The following is a 19,202-nucleotide window of genomic DNA, read 5'->3' as shown; positions in this document are numbered from 1 at the left end:
TTTTTAGTTAAGGTTTCAATGATATTAATCGCTTGAACCATTTACTTTTTTTGTTGCTTCATCAGCTGTGATTTGACCAAATAGAGCTGACATCATATAGCTAATACGATTCGCAGCATTACCAAACTTACTCGGGTTCGCAGTATAGGGTACTTGAAACTTAACACTGCCAACTCTTTGGCCATTCTGAAATGCGTTAATTTCAGCGCTTTTTAAATATAATGCCAAGTCCCAAGTCCAATTACCTTCATATTCTAATGTGAGTTTATTTAAATCATGTTTAGAACCATCAGGCTGCACTGTGTAGGTGTAATTATTTGCTTTTAGCCATGTCTCCATTGTTTCTTGGAAGCCGTCACGTGTTTCTTTATCCTTAATAATGACTATTTCTACATTGTTAGTATTTGTTTCTATTGGTTTTGCTGTATAGCGAGGTGCGGCACAACCCGATAGTATTGCAACACCCAAAACTGCAACTAAAAATTTTTTCATAATTTAACCTTTTGTTTTTGTATTAAAATAAGTTAAAGCGTTTTAGTGACAAACTTTAGATTTTCATAGAATCCATAGCTTGCTAGATAAACATATCTACGGCGCCGGTTTTTATGCCATAACCCAGCACGGCTAAGTTAGCGACAACGGTGAGCCAGAAGACGTTTCTAAATGAGGCTTTAACTGACTTGTGCCTTAATACATTTTGGGCAAACAGGGCGCCGGGCCAACCGCCCATGAGGGCGAGCAGATGCAAAGTGCTTTCTTTAGTGCGCCATTTACCGCGTTTTGCAGCGGATTTATCGATAGCGTAGGCGATAAAGGTTAGCAGGCTCAGTGTGAGGTACATGCCCGCAATGCCGTAGGGCAGCATATGTTGCTGGGCCGCGCCGATTAAGCCTGCAAGAAAAATCACCACCAATAACAGCGGCATAAGGCTTGAGCCTGAAGCGGCTGCATTGGATTTTTGAGTACGGCTATTTTGGGCGCGATTGTTTGTTTGGGCGCGATTGTTTGAAGTGCGACTGTTCTGAGCGCGATTGTTTTGTGGTCGACTCTTTTGAGCACGATTTGTTTGAGGTGAAGCGCTGTTGCCCGTTTTGGCTGGTTTTTTGTTCGTCATTATCTGGTATCAATCTCGTGTCAGTGTTTTGCAGCTTGCTTGTGTTCTTGTGATGCCGCATATTTTTTAAACGCGAGGTGGCGCCAAAGTTTTTCCAATGGCCCTTGCTTGAAATAGCGTAAGTACAGGCTGGCTAACAGTAATTGCACTACTGAATAAACCAGTGCCATAGCCATGTATCCCCATCTGTCTAAACTCAATAGCAATTCGGGGGCGAAGTGCCTAAACACTAACACGCCAACGATGGATTGCAGAATATAGAGGCTAAAGGCGAGTTTGCCAACATTTTGCAGTGGCGTGAGTCTATTAGGATTATTTTGGCAAATTTTAACCATAATATGAATGTAAATCAGCGCCATAGGAATAGCGCTTAGCATGATTAACACATCTGAAAACGTGACTAGAATAGGATTGTTCGTAAAGTCTAAACCAGTATCGAGTAGCGATACCGTCACGCTGGCTAGCACTAATTTCAGTAGTTGTGGTTTGCTAAACCCCCGCTCAAAAGTCCCCTGTTGATACAAGGCCATGCCAAGCAACATTAAGCCCGCCGTAAACCACATTATGGTAAAAGGGATCACCAGTGCCATATAACCCACTTGCATCAAATGCAGAAACAGTTGATCGGCATAGCCTGAGGTCCATGCGCTGTATTGCTCTGCAAATAGACTCGATTCTCGAGTGAAAGGTTCATCGCTGCCCGTAAGGCTAATCAGCGTGATGATCACTAAGGCGCTTAAAATAAAAATATTCGCTTTGCGCTTAAGGGCTTCAATACTTAAATCTTTGTAACACAAAGCTAAAAATCCGCTGATCCCATAGGTTAATAAAATATCACCAGGCCAGATAATGATGCCGTGGAGTAAGCCAAACACCATTAGCCATTTCAAACGTGAGCGCAGTAAAGGATATGCTTCTAGGCCTTTGGCGCTAAATCGCTGATATTGAATAAAAAGCCCGACGCCAAACAAGATGGAAAACAGACTGATAAAGCGCGCCTCGATGAAAAAGTTACTGAACACTTTGATTATGTGATCCGACAGCGGCGGCGTTTCGTGGGGGGCATAGCCAAAAAAAGTAATGCCCATAAAATTGATATTCATAAAAAATATCCCCAATACGGCTAAGCCGCGAATGGCATCGAGGTTGGCATTACGCTGTGCGGGAATCGTCATGACGACTGGCTGCGTGGAGTCTGTTCTTGACCAAGGGTCTTTAGGTAAGTTGGCTGGCACGTTAGCTGAGTTCCTTTCGCTAGTAGGCATGTTCGACTTTTCACTGGGATTTGGGAGGGCTAGCCTAGCAGGCGCTAGCCCCCAATGAAACACAGCCAACATAAAAAGTGAAATACAAAAAAGATAGCAAGTGAAATATAGAAAGTGATTGAGAAGATTGAAGATCCACTACTCGCCGATATCTTCGTTCCAGAGTGTGGGATGACTAGCGATAAAGTCCTGCATCAATTGTTTGCACTCGGCATTATCGACCACAGTGACATCCACACCGCGGGATTTAACATAGGCTTCTGGTCCTTGGAAGGTGGTGTTTTCACCGACGATGACTTTAGGTATGCCATAAAGTAATACCGCGCCGCTGCACATATCACAGGGCGATAGGGTGGAATACAAGGTTGCTCTTTGGTACTCGGCGGCGCTAAATCGGCCGGCATTTTCGAGACAATCCATTTCGGCATGCAGTACTGAACTGCCTTTTTGTACCCGTTTATTGTGGCCGCGCCCGACGATTTTGCCATCGATCACTAATACCGAACCAATGGGGATGCCGCCCTCGGCCAGTCCTTGCTTAGCTTCTTCAATGGCTGCCGCTAAAAATTCATCCATCTTGATATCCTTAAAATATGAACCCTGAGTATTGAACTCAGCATAGCACTCGTTTGGGAGACAATCTAAATGGTTTTGATTTGTTGCTTCAATAAGTCCCTCAGGCTATCGAGAATTGGCAGCGAAGCCATTTCTGGCCGATAAATCAGGCAGATATCGGCGGAGATGGTTTGTTTTAACTTAATAAACTTTACCCTAGGCCAAGGTTGTGAAGCATAACTTTGCGGCACTATGGATACCCTGTTATCGCCAGCGATGATAGCCATCAAGCTATTGGGCTCGACCATTTCCTGTACTAATTGCGGCATAAATCCTGCGGCCTGACAGCTGGCGATAATCAAATCGCTAGAGGCGGAGTTGGCACGGCTGAGTAAGGTGAAGGGCTCATCTTTGAGTTCACTCAAGTCGATGCATTTACGTCTGGCTAAGGGATGTTTATTTGCCAGCGCTAACACCATAGGTTCGCTGGTGATGGTTTCGGCGATGAGGTGCGGCAGATTTAAGGTGTCGGCGTAGCGCACTAGGCCAAAATCGATTTCTTGATGCGCTAAGGCGACTTTTTGAGTTTCAGGTGATAACTCTTGAAAGATCAGCTCATTTTCAGGGCATTGCTTGCGAAAGCTTTTCAGTATGTCACCAAATCCCATCCAAAACAGCGAGCTCATGATGCCAATCCGAATATGGTTTCTATCGAGTCGTCCAAGCTGAGCCACTTGTTCCAATGAGGTATTCACCAGCTCGAATATTTGCTCGCACTTCTCTCTTAACAATTGACCATAGGGCGTGAGCTCGACTTGCCGAGTGCTGCGGGTAAACAGCTCAACACCAAGGAGTGATTCTAACTCTTTGATTTGTGCACTCAGCGGAGATTTCGATAGATGCAGTTGCTCGGCAGCAGCGGTAAAGTTTTTCACTTCAGCCACTCGATGAAAATACCGCAGCATCTTCAAGGTGACGAGTTCTGGTGCGTTTATCTTGCTCATCTCAGGCTCACTGCTTTTTAGTTATTGTCCTTTTTATCAGCACAATAGTGCGATTAATCGCGATTATTTGCAACCCTAAGCCCGCTTATACTGAGGGCGTTTACTCTTTCACTCCTTTGCTATGAGGTACCTTGTATGAGCCATGATCCTGTTATTAATTCCCTTGCGACGATTCGAGCCCGTAAACCCAATTTCTCTCCCCGTGCTGCTATGATTTTGGGCTCAGGGCTTGGCGCGTTTGCCGATAATTTAGATAACAAAGTAGTGATCCCCTATGAAGAATTAGACGGCTTTCCCGTGAGTACCGTCGTCGGTCACTCGGGAGAGCTAGTGCTCGGCAGCTTACATGGCATCGATATAGTGTGCATGAAAGGCCGTGGGCATTTTTACGAGCACCAAAGCATGAAGGTGATGACGACGCCGGTGCGTACTTTCAAACGTTTAGGGTGTGAATTGTTACTGGTGACTAACGCTGCGGGGTCATTACGGCCAGAGCGGATCGGCGTGGGATCATTAGTGATTTTCAGCGATCACATTAACACTATGCCGGGTACGCCCATGACGGGCGCAAATGATGATAGTTACGGTCCACGTTTTTTTAGCCTAGCCAATGCTTATGATAAAGACCTCAGAGCAGAAGCCTTAAGTGTCGCAAAAGCGGCTGGGATTGCAGTGAATCAAGGGGTCTTTGTGTCTTACTCTGGCCCGTGTTTTGAAACCGCGGCCGAAATCCGCATGATGCAAATCATCGGTGGCGATGTAGTGGGAATGTCTGTGGTGCCAGAGGTGATTTCGGCGGCGCATTGTGGTTTGCCCGTCTTGGCTGTGTGTGCCATTACCAATATGGCCGAAGGATTGGGGGATGTGCAGTTATCCCATGAACAAACCTTAACATGTGCCAAGCTTGCCGAAGCCGACTTTATCCGTTTGATTGAGCGTTTTACCGCCAGTCATTTTGCTTAACATCTTGTTTAACTGGGCTGCTATATAGGGTAGTGCTGCGATAAAGGGCTGCTATTTTAAAAGCTCGTATTTAACAGGTCGAACTAAGCTCTCGTATTTAAGAGCTCATATTGAAGAGTTCGGATTTAAAAATCCGCACTTAAAAATCCTTACTTAAAAGTGAGCGAGCAAGGCGCCGTGCAATTGCGCTAACCGAGTTTTTTAACGAAATACGGCTGAAGGCTAAAAAAGTAAAAGGGAGCTTAGCTCCCTTTTTAGATGCAGACATTAAGCACAGCGCTCGTGTAAAACGCTTATTTCTGTGGTTTTTCTGAAATCCACAACTTGATATGTCCTTTCACCACAACCACACCTTGGGTGTCGTAGGCGGTAACGGGGACGAGCATATCGCCGGGAGTCCATTGTTCTGGCGTCACTTCGGCGATACACAAAATATCGCTGCCGGCTTTAGCGGTATAATCCAAACTCATGCCCTTAGGGATCCAACGTAAATGCTTTGGAATTGAGGCTTCGGCCATCACGCCCATGGCCATTTCTAGGCCGTTACAAATCGCAATCACATGCACAGTTTTTATATGATTATGAACGGCATGGCGTTTTTTAATTAAACAGGCGCAATGATTAAGGCGTAATTCAGTGATCAGTGGTTTGATGGTGCCGAAATAGGGTGCCATGCGTGAAACCATGATTGAAAACAGTTTTTGGCCGAAGGGATAACGGCGAGTCTTGTGGTAGAGCGCGAGCACTTTATTTGGTTTTTGTTCTGCAGTGCTAGAAGAATCAGTCTGGCTCATGGTCATCCTTAATAATGATGCAAAGGGGATTGTTATCTTGAGCCTGTTCCAAGTTGGGTTTGGACTGCTCTGGTCGGATGAGTGTAACATTAGGATAACAACAAATACCAGTCGGCATAATTAAGCAAACTTCATTTCGCGGTTTTTAGTGTAACACCGTATAATTGCGGCCAATTTGTCGTTTAGCGGCAATGGCATATTGATTTAACTACAAGGACTCACAGTGAAATATTTGCTGACGTATTTTAAGGGAATGGCCATGGGCGCTGCCGATGTGGTGCCAGGCGTTTCGGGCGGCACCATAGCGTTTATTACCGGTATTCTTGATACCTTGCTCGATAGTGTAAAACGTATCAATCCTTCCCTTTGGGGCGTGATTAAGTCGCAGGGCATCAAAGGGGCATTTGCCCATATCAATGGTGGCTTTTTAGTGAGTCTGCTGGCGGGGATCCTAACCAGTATTTTTACCTTTGCTAAGTTAATCTCTTGGTTACTGGTGACGCACCCGATCCCGATTTGGTCGTTCTTTTTTGGGCTTATTCTTATCTCTGTCGTGCATATGCTTAAGCAAGTGAGTGGTTTCACTATGGCACGTTTAGGTTTATTTGCCTTAGGTGTGCTGGCTGCATGGGCGATAACTGTGCTGAATCCGGTCGCGGTAGAAGCCAGTTATATGAATATCTTCTTCGGCGGCGCGATTGCGATTTGTGCTATGGTGTTACCGGGGATTTCAGGCAGTTTTATCTTATTATTGTTAGGCTTATATCCCGTGGTTTTAGCTGCGGCTAAAAATATTCAGCTGGATATTTTGGCCTGTTTTGCGGTTGGCGCTGTGATGGGATTACTGACATTCAGCCATCTATTGTCGGCACTGCTGCGTAAACACCACGATGCCACTATCGTATTTCTAACCGGATTAATGTTAGGTACCTTAGGTAAAATTTGGCCGTGGAAAGAAACTTTAACTTGGCGGACCAACTCCCACGGCGAACAAGTACCTTTGCTGGAGCAAAATATTTCGCCGCTTAATTTTGAGCAAGTGACGGGCCAACCTTCGCAACTCGCCTTTGCGATTGTGTGTATGCTGGCGGCGATTGCACTGGTTTGGGGTTTAGAGAAAGTGGGCAAAAGAGATTAATCCTTTATTTAATACCCTTGGTATAACGTTTCCCCTATCAAAGCAGCGAGCCTTCGCTGCTTTGTAGTTTTTGCCTCAAAGGCATCAGATATTTAATTTTCATTGTTTTTTTGTACAATACTTAGCCTTTGCAGAGGTGTGCCTTTGGTTGAAGGCACCTGTATAAATTCAGTATGAGTTTGTCGTTACGATAAGGATGTTTTGTGAATAAGAATACCGTTTCATGGGCGGGCGCCGCGCTCGCTTTCTTCGCGTTAACCCATGTGATTACCAATAGTATCAATAAGCAAGATGTCGGGCTCTCCCCTGAGCAACGCACGCAGATGGAAAACACCTTGCAACAGTATGGGCCCAAGGGCAATGCATCTCAGTATGGCCAATATGCTCAAGCCGATAATGCCAATCTCACAACTGACAACTCCCTCAAGAATGTCCGGCATATCTACAGTAATAAAGGTGCTTTTGCGGCACTTCGGCAGGATGGCAGCGTGGTGACATGGGGCGATCGTCAGTGCGGCGGCGACCATAGCGCCGTGGCGGCTGAATTAGTCAATGTAAAAAGCATTTTTGCTTCGACAAATGGGTGTGGTTTTGCGGCATTAACCCAAGACCATCGACTGGTGATTTGGGATATGGGGGATGCACCAGCATTACTTAAAGATAAATTCACGCAAGTGGCAGATTTTGTAATGCGTGATGATCTGTTTGCCGCCATAAAACGAGATGGCAGCGTCATCAGTTGGTCTATCGTGGATGGGTCTTTGGATGAATTAAATCACGGAATTTATTCAGCGCCAGCGTTGAAGAATGTGCAGAGTGTGAGTATCAATGATGCAGCATTTGCTGCGTTACTACAGGATGGCACTGTGGTGACCTGGGGTTCGGCCTATCACGGTGGTAATAGTCAACACCTTGCCGCAAAACTTAAGAATATTAAAGCTGTTTATGCGGCGCCAAGTGCCTTTACTGCCGTGACTCAAAACGGGGAGCTAATGTCTTGGGGGAGCGTCAATGATGGTCAAGAAAGCCAAAGACAACTGGCTAGACTCAGTGAGTTTACGGCAGTTACCAAAGTTGTTCATTCAGTATTTGGTTTTACTGCATTAATGGCTGATGGAAGAGTCTATGCGTGGGGTGAAGGTTTTTTGCCAGAGAGTCGTGTACTTTTTCCGTTAGCCTTAGCGAACTCGCCTGCTAATAGCCAAGAAAAAGTCATTGATATTGTAGCTAATGATGGCGCTTATGCTGCGTTAAAAGCGAATGGCGATGTTGTAGTTTGGGGTCATAAACGCCATGGCGGTAATGCTTCGGCCGTGCAAAATAAGTTACAACATGTACGCGTACTATATGCGATAGATACGGGGTTTGTTGCGCTGCGAGAGGATGGCACATCAATAGGTTGGCAAGGAGCAGAGGATTTAAGTGGTGAACCTATGATGCAAGAGATTACCGATGTAGTTCAAGTGGTTACGTTAAATCAGAGTTATGCTGCGTTGAAAGCGGATGGCACTGTAGTAGAGGATAGCGCGGGACCTAAGCTAGGGGTCTCTGAGGTTATCGAGCTTATCCCAAGTGTTATGGGATTTACCGCTAAGCGACGTGATGGGAGCCTTTCAGTTTGGCAATTTGGCGGGCTGAGTTGGCATGCTAAAAAACAAGATATTGATCTAACCGATGTCATTGAAGTGCGTGGCAACATATCAAACATGATAGCGCTCACTTCTGATGGTAAAGTTTTGACGTGGGATCTGTTAGGGAGTGGCGGTGAAGCTGATGCTGATATGTCATATTAAAACGAGGCTGGAATATTTCATTTCAGCCCGTTGATTCAATCATGCACGCAATTAAGCTTGATTGGCTTTGATTTCCCGCAGATAGCGATAAATGGAATGTACCGAAATCCCCAATCGAGTGGCCGCGACTTGGGCGCTGTCCTTGAGTTCGAAAATCCCTAACTCATGCAATTGGTTAACGATTTCGCGGTTCTTCTGTGAAGGGGAAATCCCAGCGTTTGAGCGCACTTCATGGTTGATACTGTCAATCGTGCTATGGAGCGCTTCATCGATATTGCGGGCAAACACCTCGGGCGAGCTGGTCAGTTCGCTGCCAAGGAGTTGCTCTGGCATCATAGTGCGCAGCACAGATTGCAGTGGTGCATCCATGTCGCTGTTAATGCACAGCAAACCTATGGGCTGATTTTTACTGTTGCGGATCACAGTCGTGATCGATCTTAGCGTCTTACCATTGGCGCATTTCGTTAGGTAAGAGTTAGAAATATCCTGACCGGTTTTGAGCTTGAGCAAGGCAAGGTTGGTTATCGGCGCACCGACTTCACGGCCTGTAACATGGCCATTGGCAATTTTGACCACAGACGGATGTTTCGCATCTAGGCTGTGCAATACCACTTCTGTGTGTTGGCCATACATGGCAGCGATGCCATCGACGATATTTTCGACCGATTTCAGAATATCCAGATCACTTTGCGTTAAATCTTGCAGTTTCACAATTTCAACCTTTGGTTATTAACCCGCCATTATTCAGCGGGTTAAAATCATTATGCCGACATAATATCGATAATAGTGACATCTGTGGATGACATGCCATTGAGGATCATTTTGCCAATGTTTTTAATGGTTTTTTCAACATCGGTTGCAATAATACCTTGGCCGGAGACATTGTGACTACTGAGCGCCATCAAAAATGAGCGCACGGCCGCACTAGATGACGTGCTGACCTTCATGGCGCAGGAGGCTTTCGCGCCATCACACACCATGCCCGAGCTGTCGCTGATCACGTTTTGAATTGCGAAACAGGATTGTTCGAACGAACCTCCCGCCAAATACACCATGGCCATAGAAGCGGCTGCGCTGGTGACTGTATTGCCACAAAATGCCGACAGCGGTGGGTAATGGGACTTGATATAAATCGCCCCTAGATGGCTCATGATCAAGGCGCGGGCGAGCTGTTCTTCTGAAACCTTATAGCATTGCGCCGTTAATACCACGGGAATAGTCGCGGCTATGCCTTGGTTGCCACTGCCAAGATTACTCATGGCGGGCAAGTTCGCACCGCCCATGCGCGCATCGGAGGCGGCAGCCGTTAACATCACGATTTTATTGAGTAAATCTTCCCCAATAATGCCAGCGGCTATGCCACTTTTCATGGTGCGACCGACTTCGAGTCCATAGGGATTCGCCATGCCTTCATCGGATAATTTGCCGTTTAGCTCAGAGGCTTCGAGGATGAATTTGATCTCTTCGAAGGGGACTTCTTGGGCGAAGCGATAAATGGATTCGATAGTAATATCCACGCCTTCACAGATGGAACCCGTGGCTTTAGCTTGCGTGCTGTCAAGGCTAAAGACGGATTCGCCGTTGAGGCGCTTCTCGGCGATCAGTGTATGCCCGCCGCAGATTTTCACTAGGGCTTCGCGGTCGCCTTTTTTTGCAATAACACAGCAATAGATAAACTCTGCCGTTTCAGTGCGCTCGACGGTGACTTTACCCGCATCAATCAATGCCTGTGCTTTGGCGACTTGCTCCGGCGTGATTACGGCCAATACTTCTAAGCCTGCATCAGGATTGCCAGCAATGGCGCCTGCTGCAGCGGCAATTGCCAGACCGATTTTGCCTGTGCCAGGTACAAACACGCCCATAGAGTTTTTATAAAGATTGTCAGACACTTGTACCGCAATTGAATCGGGTTCAACACCCAGTAAGGCGCGGGCGACGGCGGCGGCGTAAGCAGCGGCGATGGGCTCAGTGCAGCCTAATGCGGGCTTAACGACTTGTTTGATGATGCGAATATACTGCTGCCATTGGGGTTTCATCAGCTTACAACCTTATGTTAATGCTTAAATGTTAACGTGTGCTATGGCTTCAACTTCCACTTTAACGCCCAGTGGAAGATCCTTCACCGCAAAACAGCTACGTGCAGGGCAGTCGGTTTTAAAATAGGTTTTATACACTTCGTTAAAGGCGGCAAAGTCACTGATCTCAGCAAGATAACAAGTGGTTTTGAGAACCGTGTCTAAGCTACCACCGCCCGCTTCAAGCACGTATTTGAGATTATCTAGCGACTGAATCGATTGCGCGGTGATCCCACCGTCAACCACGCCACCTTTCTCTTTACAAACTGGCAGTTGGCCAGAGGTGAAGATGAGGTTGCCATAGGCTGTGCCATGTGAATAAGGGCCAATGGCCGCGGGAGCACGTTCTGCATGAATAATAGTTTTCATTGTCTCTCCAACTTGCAAATAAAATTGAATGCCTAGGTCGGCGTATGTGCAACATTATTTGTATTTTTATGCTTTATTGCAATTATTTTTTAATAAATTTCATTTGTCACTGCGGTTTGTGCGCTATTTATCTCGTTTTCAGTCAAGTTGTGAGCTTTAACTCTTTGTTCAACAAAAGTTGAGTATATTGATTGCTGAGTTTGTTTTGTTCAAATATATTTGCATAAAATAATAGCAACAAGGTAAAGGTGAAATAATGGATGCAACAATTACTGCTGCACAGTGGAAAGCAGATACCCGCTTCGATAGTACGGATTGGGGCTGGATTATCATGAGTATTGGAATGGCGATTGGCGCGGGGATCGTGTTTTTGCCTGTGCAGGTCGGTTTAATGGGGTTATGGGTGTTTTTACTGTCTGGCATTATTGGCTATCCTGCCATGTATATGTTTCAACGGTTGTTTATCAATACCTTAGCTGAATCGCCTGAGTGTAAGGATTACCCGAGTGTGATTTCGGGTTACTTAGGTAAAAACTGGGGCATGCTGTTGGGCGGCTTGTACTTCATCATGCTGGTCATTTGGGTGTTCGTTTATTCAACGGCCATTACAAACGACAGTGCTTCATTTTTGCAAAGTTTTGGGGTCACCAAAGCGTTATTGTCAGAAAATCCTTTTTATGGTCTAGCCTTAATCTGCGGCTTAGTTGCCTTAGCCTCCCGCGGTGAAAATCTACTGTTTAAGATCTCCACTTTTATGGTGCTGACTAAGCTGGGTGTTGTGGCTGTGTTAGGGTTATTGATGGTGGATAAGTGGGATATCAATAATATTGGCGCTATTCCAGCAACGGGTGATTGGTTAAAAGATGCGGTCGTCATGCTGCCTTTTACGCTGACATCGATTCTGTTTATTCAAAGCTTAAGCCCTATGGTGATTTCATACCGTTCACGGGAAAAATCTTTAGCCGTGGCGCGCTTTAAAGCGATGCGATCGATGAATATTGCCTTTGGTGTCTTGTTTTTCGTGGTGTTCTTTTATGCCGTATCATTCACGCTCGCTATGGGTCACGAACAAGCGGTGCGCGCATCGGAAGAAAATATCTCGGCCTTGGCCATGGTCGCCCAAGGTATGCAGGGGCAAACGCTGAAATTACTGAGTCTGACACTGAACATTTTTGCCGTCATGACGGCTTACTTTGGCGTGTATCTTGGTTTCAGAGAAGCTTGCCAAGGGCTAACCATGAATATGCTGCGTCGGTTTATGCCTGAAGATCGCATCAACAAAAAGCTTGTGGGTTACGGCATCATGATTTTCACGATTCTACTGTCGTGGGGCGCGATTGTATTGAATGCGCCAGTGCTAAGTTTTACGTCAATTTGCAGTCCAATCTTTGGTTTAGTGGGTTGTTTAATTCCCGCTTATTTAGTGTATCAAGTCCCCTCACTGCATAAGTACAAGGGCGTGTCGCTGTATATCATTATCATCACGGGTTTATTACTGTGTGTATCACCTTTCTTGGCGTTTAGTTAGCAGGGTTAAAATGGGGGGAAGTTAAGCTTTGATGCATAAAAACCGGTATTGAGTTACTCAATACCGGTTTTTTGCGGGGAAAACGACCTTAGACAATCATTTCAAACAATTATTTCAAGCCATCATTTCAAGCAATCATGACAAGCCATGATCCCAAGTAATCATCATAAGTCGTCCTCAAAGTTTGAATTGTGAGGTGGCGTTTTTCAGTTCATCGGCAAAATCGACTAATCCCTCAGAAACATTGCGAACCTGCGACAGAATTTGCAATGTCTGTTCGAATGAGGCGTTCATATTGACGACGTTATCGACCACTTGGGAAGCGACCGAGGCTTGCTCTTCTGTTGCCGAGGCAATGTGGGTATTCATGCTATTGATACTGACAATCTGCTGCTGAATTGATTTCAATGCACTGCCCGTGTTTTGGGCATTGGTTTCATTTTCTGATGATTTAGACATGGCCACATTCATGGTACTAACCGAAGAAATAGCCGCCGTTTTAAGGTTTTGCAGTACATGACGAATTTCTGTGGTTGCATCTGCGGTTTTAGAGGCGAGGGCACGGACTTCATCCGCTACCACGGCAAAGCCCCGTCCTTGCTCACCCGCGCGGGCAGCTTCGATGGCAGCGTTCAGTGCCAACAGGTTGGTTTGCTCAGCAATCGAGGTAATCACATTTAAGATAGAGGTGACATTTTCAGTGTCTCTGGCAAGTTCATTAATCGAGTTAGAAGCGGCCTGAATCCCCGTATTTAATTCCTGTGAAATATCGATAGTCCGTTGGACGACTGTCATACCTTGCATGGCTTCTTTTTCGGCAATCTGGGCAGCACTGGCGGCTTGGCGCGCATTTTGCGAAATCTCGATGACAGAGTGGCGCATGTCTTCCATTGAAACTTGCACAGCACTAGCATCATGGCTTTGTCTCTGAGTTGCATGCGTTGCATCTTCCATTCGCTGTTTGAGTGAGTGCGAGCTTGCAAGTAAGGGATCGGTAACATTCACTACTCTACGAATCGAATCACCGAGTAACCCAAGGAATCGATTGAAGTTACTCGATACTTGGCCGAGTTCATCGCTACCTGATACGTTAAGTTTATGGCTAAGATCACCCTTACCATCGGCGAGCTCACTCAATGACTGGGCAACATTACGGGCAGAAGAGCTAATGGCGCGTGCAATGGCGATAGTGACAATAAACATCACGATCAGTAAAGCGATACCTATGGAGAGGGTGAGCCATAAACTTTGCTCCGATCTGTCACCCGCTTCTTTTATCGATTGTTTAAATTCGAGTACTTTGTCTTGTTTGTAGTTTTGTATTTCATTGAGTACGGCTTCATAGGCTTGGGATTTTTCTTGGCTGATTTGGCCAATGTTTGCCATATCAATCGTACCTGCCAGCATGCCTTTAGCTAGCTTAATTGTCATATCGTTATAACGGGTTAATTTAGCCGATAGATTGTTGAGTTGATTGGCTTGTGAGGGATCGACCTTGTCTAACTGTTGGAGGTTTTTGCGTAAAGATTCGTACATAGTACCTGCATTGGTTAACAGGTCTTCGTCGGCAAAAGAAACGGATTGAGTATAAAGCTCATCGAGTCGTTGGATAAAAAACACGTTTTGATTGGCGAGTTCAACCCTTTGGTAAACTTGCTGCTCCATATAGTTAAGAGTGGTGCGATTTTTATTTATGGAGATAACACTAATGCTTAAGTTTAAAGCGAAAATGATGACTGCTAAAATAAATATCGCGATAACTTTTTTAAAAATAGAAATGTTATTAAAGAAATTCATCCCTTGCCCCCAAGTTGTGCCGAGCTAAAGCCCGGCACTCCAATCTAAAACTCGGCAATAACTTTTACCGAATCATTGGCCTCACTACTATCAATATAGCCAATAATATTAGGGTTAGATGCAACTAATTTTATCATCTCCGCCCCACTACTGACTTCCTTGGGTGGCGTTCCTTTGCCCGTAAACACTTTCTGTGACCAATAAGACTTAAGTTGGCTGGATGACTTGCCCAGTACTTTAGTGTCAAATGTCTCCCTTAAGGGCATAGCGCTGTCAAGATTGACTGGTACTGCTTGGGCTCCTCCGGGGAAGGTCTTTGTTTTTCCTAAATAAATATTCTCGATTGATTTTTGATCTATTGCATCCGCATTACTGGGATTCACTATGACGACTACGCCAGCAAATAATGGCATTGAGACTAAACTGAGTAGGATTGAGCAAAGTAATTTTTTCATCTCTCTCTCTCCTAAAATACTAAATCAATACCAAGACTGATGGATTTCGAATCCCCTGCGACTTTCATGCCTGGGCCACCGTCATCCTTAACGTCATCATATTGAATTTTAAATGCTGCCGAGGGATGGAAATCCCAACGTATTCCTGCCGAGCTTGTATGGTGCACTTCGCCGCCTTCACCGTCATTGAAGTCTGAGTAGGAAATGTATGGCATCACTGAATCGATACGATAACCGAAAGTGAGCAAGTAAGTATCTAGATTACTACCATCGAGATCTAAGCGGTTAAGCTCTGATAGAAAGAGGAAGTTCTCATAATCTACGTTAACTGACAGGCCATAAAACTTTCCTGAACGTTGGGTGCTGCCATTCCATTCCTGCTGAATGCCACCAATATAACGTTCATTAGTGTATTGCATATGTGTAAGGCGAATATCTAACCAATCTTTATTGAATTGGACAACAATACCGCCTATGTCCTTCCACACTTCCCGGGTATTTTCGAGGAAGAAAAAGTCAGATAACAGTTTATTGGGTTCACTATCTTCGCTACCGTAATAGACTTGCCCTGACATGGTCCAGTCGCCAATTAAATAGTTATATAGCGCGCTGACACCTGTGTAGTTAAATATTTGCCATGTGTAGTTATCTGCGGGTGGACGTATCCAAGGATAGGCATATCCAACATCAAAGAAATCACTGTAATAGTAGAGCGGAAGGCGTTTTTTACCGCCTTGTACTGTCCAGTGGTCATTAATCACATAGGATAAATAAGCCCATTCAAAACTTGCTGAAAAATCATCGGCACCGCGTGAAACGACCTGTGCAGTGGCTGATAAACCTTCGAGTAAATCCGCAGAAAATTGGATACCAAATAAGGTATCCGGTTTAAAGCTAATATCTTCATCGTAGGCACCAACGAGTGGATAGTCGGCGAGAAAGGTGGGACCTAAATCAAACTCAGCAACGCCAGAACCTTCGAGAACTTGACCAGCGACTACTGAGGCAAAGCCTGAAATGTTCACTTCTGCGTAAGCGGTGGAGCTGAGCAAGAGTGAGCAAAGACCTAATGAAAACTTATGTTTCATAAAAAAGCCCTTTAAAGTGAGGTATATTCGTTTTTAAGCCTAGAACAGGTGTGAACTTACGCAAACTTTTGCGGAACATTTCTGCAACATAGTGGTCTAAGTCACGTTTTGTACTATGAGTTTGAAATTTATTTTGTGATTATTCAGGTGAAATTGCTAGATGTGCCAAATCTCTATACCCGAATTCAGGCAAGTTTAGAGGCTGCAATTTTTTACACATTCATATTGCAGATTTAAGCGTATAAATTTTAGTCACTAAATTTGAATTCTGTTTCATTTTTTGCAGATAAAATGTTGTAGAGCATATTTGTAAATACAGTTCGGCCATGCGAATGACTCATTTTTTAAATGAGACATTTGTACGTTTGCATTATAAATAACTGGGAATTATCTCCCTCATAAATATTAACATTCGACTAATGTTGATATTTTTGCGGTGAGATTGTAGACGTAATACGAGTGATACTTGTTTTAGTCTTCTAAAATTGCTCTTCCAAGAAAAGTCGACATTTATCGCATTTTCACGAGTAGGTAAGCGCTGCGGCATATTTTACTGCGTCTTTTTCTCCGATTTACGGCCTTTGTACTGTATGGTGAGCAGCCTAAATTGGGCTTGATTGCTGCATAGGGCCATAGAACCTATAATCTTGCTCTGTGATGTTGAGTTCTCTTCTTTCTAATATGATCCAATAAAAGGAATGTCATAATGCAAAGACGCAATTTTTTAAAAAGTGCGGCTATTTTGTCGACTGCGGGTTTTATCGCGCCAGTACTGGCATCTTCCTCTAAATCGAGTGTCGTTGAATCTAGCTCAAGCGATGGACATCGCCGTTTTATCTTAACAAACACTTACCATCTTGTTGCTCCTGAAGGCTCTGAGGGCGTGGTTAACTTGTGGATCCCTTTGCCTGAAGACACACAATTCCAACGGGTAAGTAAGCTGAATTTCACCGGCAGTTTTAAAGATGCCTATATCAGCTCAAACAACAGTTATGGCGCTAAAACCCTGTTTGCGACTTGGCCAGATGCCAAAGCCAGCATGGCTATTACAGTTGAGTTAGATATTGAAACCTTAGATTGGGAACCGCTTAAGAGCGGCGCTTTGACTCACTATCGCACGCCATCACAGATCCACTATCCTGCGGATGTAGAACGTTATTTACTGCCGACTAAACATATGCCGATTAACGGTATTGTGAAGCAAACGGCGGATAAAATCGTCGGTAGCGAAACTGAGCCACTGAAACAAGCGCGACTGATTTACCTTTGGGTTAGCGCCAATATGTTCCGCGACAATAGTGTGATTGGCTGTGGTACAGGCGATGTGGCCAGCATATTAGAAAGTGGTAAGTTAGGCGGCAAGTGTACCGACATTAATTCAGTATTTGTGGCGCTAATGCGCGCTGTGGGTATCCCTGCCCGTGAAATGTTTGGCATTCGCTTAGGACAGGCGATCAAGATGGGTCATTATTCTAAAAAGGCATTTGGTAGCGCCGATGAAAAAGGGGTTGCCGATGTCAGTGGTGGTCAACATTGCCGCGCTATGTTCTATTTAGCGGGTTATGGTTGGTTGCCCGCCGATCCTGCCGATGTGACTAAAATGCGCTTAACGGAGAAAAAAGAACACAGCGATCCTGCGGTTCAGGCGGTGAATGATTACCTCTTTGGTAACTGGGAAATGAACTGGGTTGGCTTTAACTATGGTCGCGACTTTGATTTATTCCCTGAAGCCGAGCAGACACCACTGAATAACTTTGGTTATCCCTATGCGGAAGTCGATGGTGATCCTGTGAATTATTATGAACCAAAAGTGTTTGCCTATGACTACCAGTCAACCGAACAACGCTAAGGGACTCTTAGCGACGATGGCCGCCGCAGTGATTGCTGCGGTTGCTTCAAGCCTATGCTGTATTGCCCCGCTTATTTATCTGGTGTTCGGGGTGTCGGCCGCGAGCCTGTCGGGGATTGAGCAGCTGAGCTGGCTGCAAGTGCCCATGTTGATACTGTCTACTGGACTTATCCTGATGGGATTTTGGCGGCTCTATTTTGCTAAAAAACTATTTTGTACTGCGACGTTGAGTCGTACTCAGATGGTGTGGCTGTACTGGTTAACTGTGCCTGTCGTGCTGGCATTTCAGTTATATCCTTTTGTATTACCTTGGTTATTAGAGGTGTTCGAATGAAGTTAGTGTTATTTCTCGCCTTTAGCCTGTGTTCAGCGTCGAGCTGGGCGGCAAACGTGCTGGTTACCTTGGATGTTAAGGGCATGACTTGTCCGCTGTGTGTCACTGTCGTGAATAAAGCCCTGCGTAAAACCGATGGGGTGATTAAGGCCAAAGCTTCGTTGAAAACCGAACAAGCAATAGTGACTGTGCCAGAGGATTTTAATCTCGATAATTTGCTCAAGGCCGTTGATGAAACGGGTTATAAGGGCAGTATTAACAAGATAGAGAAACAAGCTTAAGCGTCTTAGAACAGTTGCTGGTAACGCATTTTAGCAGCTCGTTTTTAGCCACTTTCTCTTAGCCAGCTTTTAGCAAAAGAGTTAGCCAAAAAATATTAAAGATCAGCCTAGGTTCAAATGCTTAGGCTGATTTCTTACCGAATGAATCACTCGCCACGTCATCAGTCTATCTTCCACACCCGCTTACACTTCTCTCAATACTCAATACACCTCATTCCGCCTAACGCCTAGGCATTCCATTGCTTGGTTAGCTGTAATACACCTCGGGATCGACTCTGCGCTGCCTCTGTTCATTTTTCTCTGAAGACTCCTTTATCAGATCCATTTTTTGCGCTTGCAGTAACTCTAGTTGCTTGGCTTTTTCTTCATCAGACAGGCTTTCATCGTTGGCAATTTTTTCCATTTCAGCCTCTAACTGCTTCAGTTTTTCCCTATCGACACCTGTACGCTTATCGAGGATCGCCTGCATGGCTTCAGCCAATTTGTCGGTGCTTTTATCTGACTCAGGTTTGCCAGCAATGGCTTGCACATTCCCTGTATAGCCTTGTTTGGCGTTAGCTGCGAGATGGCTATAGGTATCGGCTGTCGCGACAGGCGCAGATGAGGAGAGGGTGACAGTATCTTGGCTAACAGCGGGACCCGTTAATGCAATCGAAGTGGCATCATTAGCTTGATTACTCTGGCTTGATTTGAGTTGCGTGAGTGCCAAATTTGCATAGGGATTGGTATAGCTGTTTGGGTTGATTGTGCTCATGTCCGATTCCTTTTGGTATGGCCCAGTAGTTGTGCCCAGTAGTTGC

General features: G+C 45.2%; 20 protein-coding genes. 7 read left to right on the top strand and 13 right to left on the bottom strand.

The features are described from left to right. Positions 1-24: 24 nt before the first annotated feature. From Q4Q54_RS03600 to Q4Q54_RS03580, 5 genes are all read right to left on the bottom strand, one after another. On the bottom strand, positions 25-492 hold the full coding sequence (locus Q4Q54_RS03600; RefSeq protein WP_012587132.1) for an Sbal_3080 family lipoprotein: 468 nt from the start codon (positions 490-492) through the stop codon (positions 25-27). A gap of 82 nt (positions 493-574) precedes the next feature. Then, complete coding sequence (locus Q4Q54_RS03595; protein ID WP_311987717.1) at positions 575-1,114, bottom strand: DUF1294 domain-containing protein; 540 nt, start codon at positions 1,112-1,114, stop codon at positions 575-577. Positions 1,115-1,134: 20 nt separating this feature from the next. Continuing rightward, positions 1,135-2,349 (bottom strand): DUF418 domain-containing protein, encoded by a 1,215-nt coding sequence (locus Q4Q54_RS03590; protein WP_311987716.1) that lies wholly within the window; start codon positions 2,347-2,349, stop codon positions 1,135-1,137. A 168-nt stretch (positions 2,350-2,517) separates the two neighbouring features. Next, entirely contained in the window at positions 2,518-2,955 is a 438-nt protein-coding gene (locus Q4Q54_RS03585) for a nucleoside deaminase (RefSeq protein ID WP_012089782.1), read from the bottom strand. A gap of 65 nt (positions 2,956-3,020) precedes the next feature. Continuing rightward, positions 3,021-3,938, bottom strand: a complete 918-nt coding sequence (locus Q4Q54_RS03580) for a LysR family transcriptional regulator (RefSeq protein WP_311987715.1) — start codon at positions 3,936-3,938, stop codon at positions 3,021-3,023. A 135-nt stretch (positions 3,939-4,073) separates the two neighbouring features. On the opposite strand from Q4Q54_RS03580, the gene xapA reads away from it, so the two are divergent. Continuing rightward, complete coding sequence (gene xapA, locus Q4Q54_RS03575; RefSeq protein ID WP_311987714.1) at positions 4,074-4,901, top strand: xanthosine phosphorylase; 828 nt, start codon at positions 4,074-4,076, stop codon at positions 4,899-4,901. Between the two features lie 293 nt (positions 4,902-5,194). On the opposite strand, the gene Q4Q54_RS03570 is transcribed toward xapA, so the two are convergent. Then, entirely contained in the window at positions 5,195-5,695 is a 501-nt protein-coding gene (locus Q4Q54_RS03570) for a hotdog fold domain-containing protein (RefSeq protein WP_006085741.1), read from the bottom strand. Between the two features lie 223 nt (positions 5,696-5,918). Here Q4Q54_RS03570 and Q4Q54_RS03565 point away from each other — a divergent pair, with 223 nt between their 5' ends. Beyond that, positions 5,919-6,833 carry a DUF368 domain-containing protein gene (locus Q4Q54_RS03565; RefSeq protein ID WP_311987713.1) on the top strand — a complete coding sequence of 305 codons (915 nt, stop codon included), beginning with the start codon at positions 5,919-5,921 and terminating at the stop codon, positions 6,831-6,833. 203 nt (positions 6,834-7,036) lie between these two features. Next, on the top strand, positions 7,037-8,626 hold the full coding sequence (locus Q4Q54_RS03560; protein WP_311987712.1) for a hypothetical protein: 1,590 nt from the start codon (positions 7,037-7,039) through the stop codon (positions 8,624-8,626). Positions 8,627-8,677: 51 nt separating this feature from the next. Here Q4Q54_RS03560 and Q4Q54_RS03555 read toward each other — a convergent pair whose 3' ends face one another. Genes Q4Q54_RS03555 through Q4Q54_RS03545 form a run of 3 tightly spaced genes read right to left on the bottom strand, consistent with a single transcriptional unit; the run spans position 8,678 to position 11,070 of the window. After that, complete coding sequence (locus Q4Q54_RS03555) at positions 8,678-9,337, bottom strand: transcriptional regulator (RefSeq protein WP_220592378.1); 660 nt, start codon at positions 9,335-9,337, stop codon at positions 8,678-8,680. Positions 9,338-9,387: 50 nt separating this feature from the next. Beyond that, positions 9,388-10,662, bottom strand: coding sequence for a serine dehydratase subunit alpha family protein (locus Q4Q54_RS03550; protein WP_261273158.1), 1,275 nt, complete (start codon positions 10,660-10,662; stop codon positions 9,388-9,390). 24 nt (positions 10,663-10,686) lie between these two features. Then, positions 10,687-11,070 carry a RidA family protein gene (locus tag Q4Q54_RS03545; RefSeq protein ID WP_107946867.1) on the bottom strand — a complete coding sequence of 128 codons (384 nt, stop codon included), beginning with the start codon at positions 11,068-11,070 and terminating at the stop codon, positions 10,687-10,689. A gap of 256 nt (positions 11,071-11,326) precedes the next feature. Between Q4Q54_RS03545 and Q4Q54_RS03540 the strand changes: the two genes are divergently transcribed. Next, a complete protein-coding gene (locus tag Q4Q54_RS03540) occupies positions 11,327-12,598 on the top strand; it encodes a hypothetical protein (protein ID WP_311987711.1) in 1,272 nt (423 codons plus the stop codon). A gap of 177 nt (positions 12,599-12,775) precedes the next feature. On the opposite strand, the gene Q4Q54_RS03535 is transcribed toward Q4Q54_RS03540, so the two are convergent. From Q4Q54_RS03535 to Q4Q54_RS03525, 3 genes are read right to left on the bottom strand one after another with little or no spacing between them, the layout of a single operon-like run. After that, positions 12,776-14,395: a methyl-accepting chemotaxis protein gene (locus tag Q4Q54_RS03535; RefSeq protein WP_220592381.1), complete on the bottom strand. Its 1,620-nt coding sequence runs from the start codon at positions 14,393-14,395 to the stop codon at positions 12,776-12,778. A 44-nt stretch (positions 14,396-14,439) separates the two neighbouring features. Then, positions 14,440-14,850 (bottom strand): phosphate ABC transporter substrate-binding protein, encoded by a 411-nt coding sequence (locus tag Q4Q54_RS03530; RefSeq protein WP_106649903.1) that lies wholly within the window; start codon positions 14,848-14,850, stop codon positions 14,440-14,442. 11 nt (positions 14,851-14,861) lie between these two features. Further along, positions 14,862-15,938 carry a porin gene (locus tag Q4Q54_RS03525; RefSeq protein ID WP_311987710.1) on the bottom strand — a complete coding sequence of 359 codons (1,077 nt, stop codon included), beginning with the start codon at positions 15,936-15,938 and terminating at the stop codon, positions 14,862-14,864. 706 nt (positions 15,939-16,644) lie between these two features. Between Q4Q54_RS03525 and Q4Q54_RS03520 the strand changes: the two genes are divergently transcribed. From Q4Q54_RS03520 to Q4Q54_RS03510, 3 genes are read left to right on the top strand one after another with little or no spacing between them, the layout of a single operon-like run. Next, complete coding sequence (locus Q4Q54_RS03520; RefSeq protein WP_311987709.1) at positions 16,645-17,787, top strand: transglutaminase domain-containing protein; 1,143 nt, start codon at positions 16,645-16,647, stop codon at positions 17,785-17,787. 16 nt (positions 17,788-17,803) lie between these two features. Further along, positions 17,804-18,121 carry a hypothetical protein gene (locus Q4Q54_RS03515; RefSeq protein ID WP_063884598.1) on the top strand — a complete coding sequence of 106 codons (318 nt, stop codon included), beginning with the start codon at positions 17,804-17,806 and terminating at the stop codon, positions 18,119-18,121. Then, a complete protein-coding gene (locus Q4Q54_RS03510) occupies positions 18,118-18,402 on the top strand; it encodes a heavy-metal-associated domain-containing protein (RefSeq protein ID WP_063884572.1) in 285 nt (94 codons plus the stop codon). Before Q4Q54_RS03515 ends, Q4Q54_RS03510 begins: the two co-directional genes overlap by 4 nt. 247 nt (positions 18,403-18,649) lie before the next feature. On the opposite strand, the gene Q4Q54_RS03505 is transcribed toward Q4Q54_RS03510, so the two are convergent. Further along, positions 18,650-19,156 (bottom strand): hypothetical protein, encoded by a 507-nt coding sequence (locus Q4Q54_RS03505; protein ID WP_259562199.1) that lies wholly within the window; start codon positions 19,154-19,156, stop codon positions 18,650-18,652. Positions 19,157-19,202: the final 46 nt, after the last annotated feature.

The sequence above is a fragment of the Shewanella sp. SP2S2-4 genome (genome assembly GCF_031932025.1).
In the GTDB taxonomy this organism is placed as follows: Bacteria; Pseudomonadota; Gammaproteobacteria; order Enterobacterales; family Shewanellaceae; genus Shewanella; species Shewanella baltica.
The sequence above is the reverse complement of the archived record's forward strand: the minus strand, read 5'-3'. Positions and strand labels throughout refer to the sequence as shown.

Excerpts from the sequence above, each read along its gene's own strand:
- Q4Q54_RS03580 (WP_311987715.1), bottom strand. The coding sequence starts at position 3,938 with ATGAGCAAGATAAACGCACCAGAACTCGTCACCTTGAAGATGCTGCGG.
- Q4Q54_RS03600 (WP_012587132.1), bottom strand. The coding sequence starts at position 492 with ATGAAAAAATTTTTAGTTGCAGTTTTGGGTGTTGCAATACTATCGGGT.
- Q4Q54_RS03515 (WP_063884598.1), top strand. The coding sequence starts at position 17,804 with ATGGCCGCCGCAGTGATTGCTGCGGTTGCTTCAAGCCTATGCTGTATT.
- Q4Q54_RS03570 (WP_006085741.1), bottom strand. The coding sequence starts at position 5,695 with ATGAGCCAGACTGATTCTTCTAGCACTGCAGAACAAAAACCAAATAAA.
- Q4Q54_RS03530 (WP_106649903.1), bottom strand. The coding sequence starts at position 14,850 with ATGAAAAAATTACTTTGCTCAATCCTACTCAGTTTAGTCTCAATGCCA.
- Q4Q54_RS03520 (WP_311987709.1), top strand. The coding sequence starts at position 16,645 with ATGCAAAGACGCAATTTTTTAAAAAGTGCGGCTATTTTGTCGACTGCG.
- Q4Q54_RS03540 (WP_311987711.1), top strand. The coding sequence starts at position 11,327 with ATGGATGCAACAATTACTGCTGCACAGTGGAAAGCAGATACCCGCTTC.
- Q4Q54_RS03550 (WP_261273158.1), bottom strand. The coding sequence starts at position 10,662 with ATGAAACCCCAATGGCAGCAGTATATTCGCATCATCAAACAAGTCGTT.
- Q4Q54_RS03505 (WP_259562199.1), bottom strand. The coding sequence starts at position 19,156 with ATGAGCACAATCAACCCAAACAGCTATACCAATCCCTATGCAAATTTG.
- Q4Q54_RS03535 (WP_220592381.1), bottom strand. The coding sequence starts at position 14,395 with ATGAATTTCTTTAATAACATTTCTATTTTTAAAAAAGTTATCGCGATA.
- Q4Q54_RS03585 (WP_012089782.1), bottom strand. The coding sequence starts at position 2,955 with ATGGATGAATTTTTAGCGGCAGCCATTGAAGAAGCTAAGCAAGGACTG.
- Q4Q54_RS03525 (WP_311987710.1), bottom strand. The coding sequence starts at position 15,938 with ATGAAACATAAGTTTTCATTAGGTCTTTGCTCACTCTTGCTCAGCTCC.
- Q4Q54_RS03545 (WP_107946867.1), bottom strand. The coding sequence starts at position 11,070 with ATGAAAACTATTATTCATGCAGAACGTGCTCCCGCGGCCATTGGCCCT.
- xapA (WP_311987714.1), top strand. The coding sequence starts at position 4,074 with ATGAGCCATGATCCTGTTATTAATTCCCTTGCGACGATTCGAGCCCGT.
- Q4Q54_RS03510 (WP_063884572.1), top strand. The coding sequence starts at position 18,118 with ATGAAGTTAGTGTTATTTCTCGCCTTTAGCCTGTGTTCAGCGTCGAGC.
- Q4Q54_RS03595 (WP_311987717.1), bottom strand. The coding sequence starts at position 1,114 with ATGACGAACAAAAAACCAGCCAAAACGGGCAACAGCGCTTCACCTCAA.